Source organism: uncultured Prevotella sp. (assembly GCF_946407605.1).
In the GTDB taxonomy this organism is placed as follows: domain Bacteria; phylum Bacteroidota; class Bacteroidia; order Bacteroidales; family Bacteroidaceae; genus Prevotella.
Window position 1 is genome coordinate 170,728 of sequence record NZ_CAMJOS010000002.1, and the last position, 11,541, is coordinate 182,268.

Below are 11,541 nucleotides of genomic sequence, written 5' to 3' on the forward strand. Positions count from 1 at the left end.
GAACGAATATTTTTTATTCTCATTAAAGAGTTTTTATTCTCATTCGTGAGATAAATTATTCCAATTATTCTAATTCGTTTCTTAATTAAAATATTCATTCACTAACTATAATAAGCTTATGAAGAAAAAGATGACGCTTATTCTGCTGGCAACACTCTTTGTTGTTGCAGGCAGTTTTGCACAGACGCAGCGCGTCCTGTCGCAGAAACATCTTCCTACTATTGCCCAGCAACTGGGAAAGAATGAGCAGCAGCAGCCTTCCATGAAGTCGCTGCAGATGCTGAATAGCGTGGAGAAGCAGAAAGGCTTGCGTGCCTCTGTCGCAGCCCACAACATGCTGACGGGCAAGAAAGCCGTGAGGAAGCACAGCACCTCTCGCCGCGCTGCTGCCGACATCATCTACGATCAGCCCGAGGGTACTAAGAAAACCTATTCTCGCAGCGGTTCTGCCTACTATTACTCCCTCTTCGGCATAGGTCAAGCAGATTTTGATGGTGCCGTAGGCGCTGTCGTGTTCGGCGAAAACAACAAGGTGTACATCAAGGACATTGTGTCGCAGGCCGGCCTCGGTACATGGATCGAGGGAACCATCAGCGGCTCCACCATTACCATCCAGCTGCCTCAGACCGTGACTTACTACCCTGAAGACGGCTACTGTCTGGAAGTATCAAGGCTGACCTATAACGACGGATGGTACTACAAGTCTGACAACCAGACCATCAAGTTGGCCTACAATGCTGCGAACGGAACCATCGCCACTACTGGTAAGCTGAATACCGCTGAGGACATCATCGGTCTTACCTACGATGATGACGGCTCTTGGTGTGGCTTTGGCGACTGGAACATTACCATGACTACTGTGGCAGACCCACTGGTAGAGGCTCCTGCCGGCCTGACCACCGAACAGTATTCGCTGAGTGGTGAAGGCTATGACGGCTCACTGGTCAACGTGGGCTTCGATGGCAACGACGTCTATGTACAGGGTATCGACCGCAACCTCCCCGACAACTGGGTGAAGGGTACCATCAGCGGCAACAAGGTGACCTTCAAGAACGGTCAGTATGTTGGTGCCGACGAGGTAGCGAACTATCATATATATATGATGTCGGCTAAGGCGGAAAAGGAGTGGGACGACTGGTACGAAGAGTACATAGATACCTATGTCTTCGACACTTCCGACATCGAGTTCACCTACGATGCTGCCACTAAGACCCTGTCTGAAAGCACACCGTTCCTGCTCAATACCGGCAAGAGTGCCGTCAACTACCTCTATAACTTCAACAACGCCAAGCTGACAAAGTTCGTCGAGGTGGCTGCCACACCTGCTCCTGCCGAAGTGAACCTCTCTGAGGCTGGCTGGGATGATTATCTTTACGGCTATGGCTGGGGTACTGTTGAATTTGAGATTCCTTGCGCCGACACCGAGGGCAACTTCATCCTGCCCGAGAAGCTCTCTTATCAGCTCTATACGAAGGTCAACGGCGTGATTGAGCCCCTGACGCTGTCTTGGTATGACTACAAAGAACAGCAGGAGCCCACGATGACCGAGATCCCCTACGGCTACTCCGACGACTGGGACATCACCACCAATTATATTTATTATTACATCATCGGTCCTGAGGCTTTCGGCATTCAGACCATCTACCGTGGAGGCGGCGAGGAGCATCGCTCAGAGATTGCCTGGGCTGAGGCATTCGGAATGGGCGCTGAGATCCAGCCCGCTGCCGCTACCCCAGCCTATCCCGACGTGACCCTGGCCGAGAACGACAACCGCATCGACTATGGCTTCTATACTGGCGACGGCGACATCAAGACCGTCACCAACAACTACAAGCCTGAGACCTACGACGTAGCCATCAAGCTTGCCGATCCCACCATGGTGGGTACTGTCATCGAGAGCATCACCTTCCCCTTGCAGGAAGTTGAGGGAGTGTCCGACATCAATGTGTTCCTCACCTCACAGCTGCGCGTCGAGAACGGCAAGAACGCTGCCGACCTGGCCGTCAAGGCCGTCACACCTGCCGAGCCCGGCTTCATCACCGTCAAGCTCGACAAGCCCTATCTCATTCCCGAGGGCGGTGTCTATGTAGGTTATTCGCTCACCATCAACGATGCCAGCAGCGAGGCCAACAGCATGCCTATCGCCGTCATGCCTAGCGTTAACGAGGGTGGCTTCTATCTCCACACCTCCGACGGCTTCCTGAAGTGGTTCGATGTCTCTGAGGGCTTTAACGGCAGCTCTATCATCCAGGTGAAACTGGCTGGCAGCAGCATCAAGGCCAATGCCGCCTCAATGGCCAAGGATGAGACAGTGTATGTGATGACGGGCCAGGACTTCACCGTTCCCGTAACCGTTACCAACCACGGTGCCAAGGGCATCCAGTCGGTCGACATCACCTATAGCCTCGCCGGCAAGACCGATACGCAGCACATCAACACCACTGTCGATGCCTTCTACGGCAAGTCGGCCACCGTCAATATGACCATTCCTGCCATCGCCGACAAGGGCAACTACGAGCTGGCCCTCAAGGTCGACAAGGTGAACGACGCCGTCAACGAGGATGCCACCGCCAGCGCTACCATCCCTATTGTGGCGCTGAACACCGTTCCCCAGAAGCGCACCCTGCTCGAGGAGTACACCGGCACATGGTGCGGCTACTGCCCCCGTGGCTACGTAGGTCTGGAGAAGCTCGCCGAGCTCTATCCCGACGACTATGTGCTCGTCAGCTATCACAACGACGACGATATGGAAATCATGAATGCCAACGCGTTCCCCTCAACCGTTGAAGGATTCCCCGATGCATGGATGGACCGCGCCGTTGAGGTAGATGCCTACTACGGCATCAACTATGGTAAGAAAGACCTGGGTATTGCCGACGACCTGGCAGAGCGCAACAAGATGTTCGGACAGGCCGACATCAACGTTTCTGCAACAAAGGCCGACGGAGAGTCAATGGTCAACGTCGCCGCAGAGGTCACCTTCCCCTACGACATGACCAATAACAAGTTCATTGTAGAGTACATCTTAACTGCCGACGGACTCTCCAATCCCACATGGGGACAGAGCAACTACTATGCCGACGGCAGCTATGGCTATCCCATGTATATGGACACCTTCACCCGTGGCGCATCTACTGTCTATGGACTGGTGTTCAACGATGTGGCCGTCATGACCTCCGAGCAGTGGGGTGGCTCTGGCAGAAACAACATCATCACCGCTGCCACTGCCGACACGCCCATCAAGCTTCAGTACTCGTTCAATCTTGACTATGCCGTCAACACAGCCGGCCAGCCCGTCATCCAGGATGTCAACAAGGTGAACATCATTGCCCTGCTCATCGACGCTGCCACCGGCAATGTGGTCAATGCCAACAAGGTGAAGCTCAGCGAGTCTACCGGCATCGTCACCGTGAAGGCCCATCAGGATGCCAACTCCGCCATCTACAACCTCAATGGTCAGAAGGTTCAGACGGTCCGCAAGGGTCTCTACATCCAGAACGGCAAATTAGTAATAAAGTAACACATTAGGTTTTAAGAAACGAATTACCGTAATGCGCAAACACGCATTACGGTAATTTGTTTTTATACAAAAATCTGCGCTTTCTGCGCTATCTGTGTGACCTTATCATGGTGAATGGTGAAGGGTGAAAGGTGAAGGGAGAATAGAAAAATTTCTGTGATTTCTTTTATTTCTGCGGGACCTTTAAAATAAAAATCTGTGCGCTCGACCTTTGGTCGCTTGCTACCATCGGGACGCAAGATTTCTGTGTTATCTGTGTGACATTATTAGGCGGGCCCAACAGATGTTGAGTCCGCCTTTGTTTTTGCTTTCGCTCGAAAAAACTCAAAAATCTTTTGGTTATTTGCTCGCTTATTCGTACCTCTGACCTACGGTCTAAGATACTCTCGCTCGAAAAAACTCAAAAATCTTTTGGTTATTTGCTCGCTTATTCGTACCTTTGCAGCCCAGATAATGGTTTTGAAAAAAATCATTGTTTAAGATTTTTAATGGTTAAGGTTTATGGTTGATTAATTTATTTGGTGAAGGTTCGCTGTGAAGCGAGCCTTCATATTTTTTGAGACAGGTGAACGTCTCGCCAAATGGAAGATGGCTGATGGTTTCATTCGGGCAGTCACTTTCGGGTCTTTCCTGACGTTCCTTTCATCCGTTCCGATGGTCTTTTGCGGTCGTTCCGATGATACTTTAGGGGGGTAAAGTATCATCGGAACGAGTCGTAGATGCCATCGGAAACACCCGAAGATGACGTCGGAACGGGTGTAAGATGACGTCAGTCACAGAACTGCATACCAGAGCGATAGTTTGCACGCAGAATTCGACTTGAATTTACGCAGAATTCGAGGAGAATTTACGCAGAATTCTGGTCGAATTTACGCAGAGTCGTCGGGAAATACCGATAGTTGCTTTATAAGGACTATATACAATATAGTCCCTATCCCTATAGATAGGGACATATAGTCATAGATAGACCTATAGTGATCTATCATGACGTATATGAGAATTGGAGAATATAAGGGCCCCGAAGGGGTCAAATAACCAAGTGTAGGGGCTTGCCCCTATGATGACCGCAAGACAGTATACAATTTCGTGGCATTATCAATCTTGCCGTTCCATTTGAAAACACCATGCTTGCACGAAAGTGTCAGTAGCAAGAAGGATAGTAGTGTGTAGATTCGTCCTTTCATGACGTTAATTGTTAGTAATTACCCTGCAAATGTAGAACAAAATTTTGAAAACACCAAATAATCAGCAAAAAAAGCCCCGCCTACAGATGTAAGCGGGGCTTCAAGTATGTGTCTTTTGCGAGGTTATTTAACCTGAAACTTCGTTTCGAGTTCGCTCACGTTCGACAGAGCGAATAAATTCGCTTTGTTCTCACTTACTCGCGAACTTCCCAAATATCATTGGTCTCGAGCAGCTCCTCGAAGTTGTGATACTTCTTCTGAGCGCTTACCTCAGCAAGCTGTGCGTGAACAGCATCGTTGTAGGTAGGAGCCTCTACATCGCGGATAACACCCAGTGCGATGGGGAATCCATCCTCAGGAGTCATCATGGCGAGCTTAAGCTGCAGAGTGTTGTCCTCGCAGTGAGCATCGTGAACCAATACATCGTCGATGGTGTAGCCATCCTTACCGATCTCAACCACCTTCAGTCCGAAGCCCTGCTGTACCAGTCCGAACTCGTTGTTCTCGCCGAATACCAGCTTCTCGCCGTGACGTACGTAGATGGCGTTCTTCTTACGGCCCTCGTTGTTGTAAACCACATCGTGGCAGTGGTCGTTGAAGATGACGCAGTTCTGCAGAACCTCAGTTACGCTGGCACCTTTGTGCTCATAAGCAGCCTTCAGTACCTCTACAGTACCCTTGGCATAGGTAGCCACGCAGCGTGCGAAGAAGTGTCCGCGTGCACCAAAGCAGAGCTCTGCTGGGCGGAATGGATCCTCTACAGTGCCGTAAGGGCTCGACTTAGATACAAAACCACGAGGTGAGGTAGGTGAGTACTGACCCTTGGTCAAACCATAGATACGGTTGTTCAAGAGAATCATATTCAGGTCGATGTTACGACGGTTGGCGTGAATAAAATGGTTACCACCGATAGCCAGTCCGTCGCCATCACCTGATACCTGCCATACGGTCAAGTTGGGGTTAGCTACCTTTGCACCAGTAGCGATGGCAGCAGCACGACCGTGGATGGTGTTCATGCCGTAGGTAGCCATGTAGTGGGGCAGACGGCTGGAACAACCGATACCAGAGATAACTGCTACGTTCTCGGGAGCTACGCCAATCTCGGCCATAGCCTTATGGAGTGAAGCCAGGAAGAAGTGGTCGCCGCAACCAGGGCACCAACGAGGCTGGCCTTTCTTAAAATCTTGTGCTGTATAACTCATAATAGTTTACTTCTTTTAGTCGCTACGCTTTGTAAAAGCGCTAAAGCGGTTACTTTAAAATGTCCTCGAATGCGTTCACTAACTCTTCTACTACGAATGGCTGACCCTTTACCTGATTGAACTGGTAAGGTACAAAGCCGTCGACCTTCATGCGGAGGTAAGCAGCGAGCTGACCCATGTTCTGCTCGGCTACTACCACCTTCTTGTACTTCTTCAGTACGTCGGCAGTGTTCTTTGGCAGTGGGTTCAGATACTTGAACTGAGCCTGAGCTACCTTGTAACCCTTAGCACGGAGCTCATCCATAGCAGAGTGCAGATGGCCGTAAGTAGAACCGAAGCCTACAATCAGCAGGTCGGCATCCTGTACGTCGCCGTCAACCTCGAGGTCGGGCACCTGGATATTATCAATCTTCTGCTGGCGCAGACGAGTCATCAGGTCGTGGTTCTCTGGGTTGGTAGAGATAGCACCTGTCTCAGAGTCCTTCTCAAGTCCGCCGAGGATGTGAGTGAATCCCTCGCGACCAGGAACAGCCCAGTAGCGTGTTCCGTTCTCGGCACGCATGTATGGAGTCCACTTACCCTTCAGCTCCTCTGGAACATATGGAGGATTAATTGCATCGAGCTTAGCCATCTCTGGCAGCTTGAATGCACAAGAACCATTAGCGATATAAGCATCGGTGAGCAGTACAACAGGAGTCATGTGCTCGAGAGCAATCTTGGCAGCCTGATAAGCAGCGTCGAAGCAGTCGGCAGGACTGGTAGCAGCCATTACTGGCATTGGACTCTCACCGTTACGTCCGAATAGTGCCTGCAGCAGGTCGGTCTGCTCACTCTTGGTTGGCAGACCAGTAGCAGGACCACCACGCTGTACGTCGAGAACAACCAATGGAAGCTCCATGATAACAGCCAGGTTCATAGCCTCGCTCTTAAGGCATACGCCAGGACCTGAGGTAGATGTTACGCCGAGAGCACCTGCGAACGAAGCACCGAGTGCTGATGCGCAACCGCTGATCTCGTCCTCGCACTGAACAGTGATTACACCGCATGACTTATGCTTAGAAAGCTCGTGCAGAACATCGGTAGCAGGTGTGATAGGATAAGAGCCCAGGTAGAGGCGCAGGCCAGCCTTCTCGGCAGCTGCGATGAAACCATAGGCTGTAGCCTTGTTACCTGTGATGTCCATATAGCGTCCAGGAGTCTTCTCCTTGGTTTCTACACGATAAACATTGATGGCGCTTGAGTGGGTGTTGTGACCGTAGTCCCAACCAGCCTGGATAACCTTGATGTTAGCCTCGGCGATAGCGGGCTTCTTGGCGAATTTCTCTTTCAGGAAGTTGCCTACCAGGTTCAGGTCGCGGTCGAAGAGCCAGCAAACGAGTCCGAGTGCGAACATGTTGCGGCACTTAAGCATGGCCTTGTTGTCCATTCCGCTGTCGGCCAGACAGTCCTTAACCATAGTGGTGAGTGGGCACTGGATTACGCGGTCTGGGTCGATACCCATCTCGCCGAGGTAATCCTCTGTCTTGAACTGAGCCTTCTCCAGATCCTTAGGACCGAATGAGTCGGTGTCGATGATGATAGTAGCACCGGGCTTAGCGTAGCGATACTGAGTCTTGAGCGCAGCTGCGTTCATGGCTACCAAAACGTCGCACTTATCGCCAGGGGTGTAAACCTTTCCTGAACCGATGTGTACCTGGAAACCAGATACACCTGTGAGCGAGCCTTGCGGGGCGCGGATGTCTGCAGGATAGTCAGGGAATGTTGAAATACCGTTACCTACCGTAGCTGAGACGGTAGAAAAAATGTTTCCGGCCAACTGCATACCGTCGCCGGAGTCTCCTGAAAAACGAACGACCACTTGGTCGAGCTCCTTCACTTCCAAATTTTCTGCCATAGCACTTGTTATATATATAAAGATGTGATATCGAAATTCGGGGTGCAAAGTTACATAAAAAAAGTGATAAGTGATAAGTGATAAGTGAAATTTTTTGCAAAAACATCGTTTTTTATGCAAAAACAGACTGAAAAATGAAAATATTTTCACTTTTCGAGTCTGTTTTGGTATAAAAGCGCATATCAGAAGCCGATGCGTGGCTTAGGGCGTGGCACCTCGATGGGAGTGATGTCGTCGGGTATCAGCACACGGATCTGCGCCTTGTCCTTTGGCGGCTCTTTCACACAGCGCTGTGCATGCTGTATGTAGATTCGCTCCAGTTGGTTAGCCACAAAACGTGCATTGCCCCATGACTGAGGGTCGCGCACCTGGTAGGCCGAGTTGATGACCTCCTTGAACTTCTGCCATGCGGGCTGGGTGAACTGATATTCGTATTCGCTCAGTCTACGCTTTGTAATCTCCAGCAGTTCGTCGACGGTGAAGTCGGTGAACTCGAAGCGGTTGGGGAAGCGCGAGTGCAGACCGGGGTTCATATCGAGCAGCTTCTGCATGGGCTCCTTGTATCCGCAGAGCACCACGGCGATGTCTCGCTGTGTCTCGTCAGCGAGCAGTTCCATGAGCAGCTGGATAACGAGTCGTCCCGGGTCGTTGTCGTGCTTGCCGTTGAGCAGGTATGCCTCGTCAATCATCAGCACACCACCCTTTGCCTTCTCCAGCACCTGCCGCACGCTGCGCTCCTCGTCGCCCCAAAGGGTTCCGATGAAGGTGCCTCGGTCAGCTACCACCACATGGCCCTTGGACAAAGCCCCTGCCTCGCGCAGCAGCGAACCGAATATCTTGCAGACGGTGGTCTTGCCGGTACCAGGTCGTCCGAAGAAGATGCTGTGCAGCGACACCTCGTGCTGCTTGGCGCCAGGGAACGACTCGCGCAACATCTTGTTATAGGTGGTAAGTGCCAGCAACTCGTCGATGCGTTTCTTGATATCCTTGCAGCCCACCAGCTTGTCGAGTTCCTCCCTGGGGTTGGCCATGGGGGGTAAGATTTTTACCCGTACGCTGATGTTGCCGTTCTGTTCGATGTTACCGGTAGGCAGGTCGATATTGGCGAGAGGGTCGTCGGTATCGAAGGGTCCGTCATCGTCGAGGCTCCAGTCATTATCCAGTTCGTCGTCGTCATGGGCTTCGGTTGTTTCCTCCTCGTCGGATTTTTCATCTGTGTCGACGATCTCGGAATCCATACGTTTGATGAAGTCGTCGAGAAGGGCTTGGAAGTCTTCGTCGAAAGCGCCATTATCGTGAGACTCGTTGGACTCATTGGTCTCATCGGACTGCTCGGGCTTTGGGGTTAGCAGGTCCTTTAAACATTCCCTGAATTCAATGCCAGAGGGTATTCCGAGGTCATTGTTTACCTCTATCTTATGGCGACGGATGGTGGTCAGCTGGTCGATGACGGTGATGTGCATCGCCTCCCAGACCCCCTGCATATCTTCGGCATTGAGGAAATGACTGCCAGAGAGCAACACGCCCCAGACGTTCCAATAGTCGTGTTCGATAGAGACCAGCTTCTCGGAAATCTGCTTCATGGCCTGAGAGAGCTTCCATACGGGGCTGACACGATGGGAAGTCTGTGAGAAATATAGTGGCGGTTCGTCATAGAATCGCTCTTCGTCGGCCAGTTCTTCCTCCTTGACGTTAAGGTCGACGCATACCAACACGAGATCGTTGCTTAAGGTATAGGCGTAGATATCATTATTTTCCAGATGGGGTGCGATACCCTTGATATGTTCTGAGTAGACAACATAGTTCTCAGCCATTGCGCTGAGGTGTTTCCAAATGGTCTTCTTATTCTGTTTCTTGAAATCATAAATGAGTCTGTGTGGATGGTTCATAATAGTCAGTGTGTTTGGTGTGTGAATGTTATCGGAAAACGAAATACACTCGTAAAATAGAGCGCAAGAGTTTACAGGCAAATGCCGAAGCAGATGCCCGATAATATCATAGAGTCTTCTTTTCAGGAATCTCTATCACAAAAGCAACAATTGTAACAACAAGTCAAAGAACACTTCGGTGTTAACGTCAGGGCATCATGCTCCCTGTCGGCACAAAGCAAAAGCTTTCAACTTCGCCCTCGCACCGCTCGGCAGCAGATAATTTCCTTGACGTTTCCTTTCATTACTTTGATTGTGTTTTAATTGTTTTTTTTGTGATAGACAATGTTATCGTTTGCAAAAGTAGATAAAAAACTCATATCCACCAAATAAAAATGCAAAAATCGTACGGTGGAGGTACGATTTTTTATTTTGCAATGTAAAAAGTGACTCGTTAGAGCGTCTTACGGTAACAGCGGTGACGACGATGCTGGCGACTCTCCAGATACTGCCATTGCGAGCGGACGGCCTCGTTGTCCTCCATCTGCGGCATGGCCTCGGCATAGCGGAAACCATAGCGCTGGAACTGCTGTATTAGGTCGTTGAAGATAAGGGCGTTGGCACCCTTCTGACGATACTCGGGTAGCACACCTATTAATAATAGGTCGACGGTGTCGGTCTTGTGCCACTTCAGGATACGTAGCAACTGCCACCATCCCAAGGGGAAGAGTTTGCCGTCGTGGGTTTTCTGCAAGGCACGTGAGAACGAGGGGAAGGTGACGCCGAAGCCAATCATCTCATCACCGTCCATCACGGCAGTCACCAAGTTCAGGTCGGCAATCTTGATATAGTCGTTGACCAACTTATCAATCTGTCGTTGCGAGAGTTGAGAATAGCCGTAGAGGTTCTTATAGGTGGCGTTGACCAGTTCGAAGACCTTTCTTCCCCACCCTTCCTGCACCAACTCATGGCGTGTGAAGTGATGAACACGCAGGCCATAGCGGCGCATAATCATGTCGGAAACCTTGGCAAACTTATCTGGCACCACCTCTGGCACCTGCACCAGATACTCCATATAGTCGTTATCCTTGCGGAAACCGCCCAACTGCTCAATATGTTTGGGGTAATAAGGATAGTTGTAGTTGACGTACATCGTGGAGAGTTCGTTGAAACCCTCTATCAGCATACCCTCGCGGTCTGTGTCGATGAATCCCAGAGGACCGGCAATCTCCGTCATGCCCTTCGAACGTCCCCATTCCTCGGCAGCCTTCAGCAAAGCACCCGACACCTCGATATCGTCGATGAAGTCGAACCAGCCAAAGCGCACCTGGTGCACATTCCAGCGTTCGTTGGCGCGATGATTGATGATGGCAGCAATGCGTCCCACCATCTTTCCATCGCGGAAAGCCATGAAATACTCTGCCTCGCAGCATTCGAAGGAGGGATTCTTATCGCTTCGCAGTGTGGCCATCTCGTCGAAGAATAGATATGGCACAGCATGTTCGTCGCCCCGATAGAGATCGTAGTAGAACTGCACGAACTGGCGCAACTGCTTTCGGCTAGTAACTTTTTTTATTTCAATATTACCCATGATGGATAGAAACTATTTTCTGTCTTTCCGTTTTTCGGCGTGCAAAGGTAACTATTTTTCATGAAACGGCAAAACGTATTGCACACTTTTTTGCTTTTTGTGTATTTTACGCCCATTTTTGGTTCTTTTTCTTCCATTTGTTTGGCCAGTTCATAAGAAAGCACTACCTTTGCACCCGATTTTATCAAGGGGTGCCGTCAGTTTGGCGGCTGAGATGATACCCTCTTAACCTGATACGGATTATACCGGCGTAGGGATGATAGAGAAACATATTCAGGAACA

Annotated in this window: 5 protein-coding genes and 1 riboswitch; of the genes, 1 reads left to right on the forward strand and 4 read right to left on the reverse strand. The window is 50.5% G+C overall.

What is annotated here, in order from left to right; translation table 11 throughout:
* Positions 1-118: 118 nt before the first annotated feature.
* Positions 119-3,520 (forward strand): thioredoxin family protein, encoded by a 3,402-nt coding sequence (locus Q0R57_RS01680; RefSeq protein ID WP_294743312.1) that lies wholly within the window; start codon positions 119-121, stop codon positions 3,518-3,520.
* 1,378 nt (positions 3,521-4,898) lie between these two features.
* Here the strand turns inward: Q0R57_RS01680 and Q0R57_RS01685 are convergent.
* From Q0R57_RS01685 to Q0R57_RS01700, 4 genes are all read right to left on the reverse strand, one after another.
* Positions 4,899-5,909: a 2-oxoacid:ferredoxin oxidoreductase subunit beta gene (locus Q0R57_RS01685; protein ID WP_294743400.1), complete on the reverse strand. Its 1,011-nt coding sequence runs from the start codon at positions 5,907-5,909 to the stop codon at positions 4,899-4,901.
* 46 nt (positions 5,910-5,955) lie between these two features.
* Complete coding sequence (locus tag Q0R57_RS01690) at positions 5,956-7,800, reverse strand: 2-oxoacid:acceptor oxidoreductase subunit alpha (RefSeq protein WP_294743314.1); 1,845 nt, start codon at positions 7,798-7,800, stop codon at positions 5,956-5,958.
* A 182-nt stretch (positions 7,801-7,982) separates the two neighbouring features.
* The gene (locus Q0R57_RS01695) at positions 7,983-9,689 is read right to left on the reverse strand and encodes an AAA family ATPase (RefSeq protein WP_294743316.1); all 1,707 of its coding nucleotides are present in this window, start codon (positions 9,687-9,689) and stop codon (positions 7,983-7,985) included.
* Between the two features lie 433 nt (positions 9,690-10,122).
* Positions 10,123-11,259 carry an N-acetyltransferase gene (locus tag Q0R57_RS01700; RefSeq protein ID WP_294743318.1) on the reverse strand — a complete coding sequence of 379 codons (1,137 nt, stop codon included), beginning with the start codon at positions 11,257-11,259 and terminating at the stop codon, positions 10,123-10,125.
* 177 nt (positions 11,260-11,436) lie between these two features.
* Positions 11,437-11,533: riboswitch (TPP riboswitch) on the forward strand.
* The last annotated feature ends 8 nt before the right edge of the window (positions 11,534-11,541 follow it).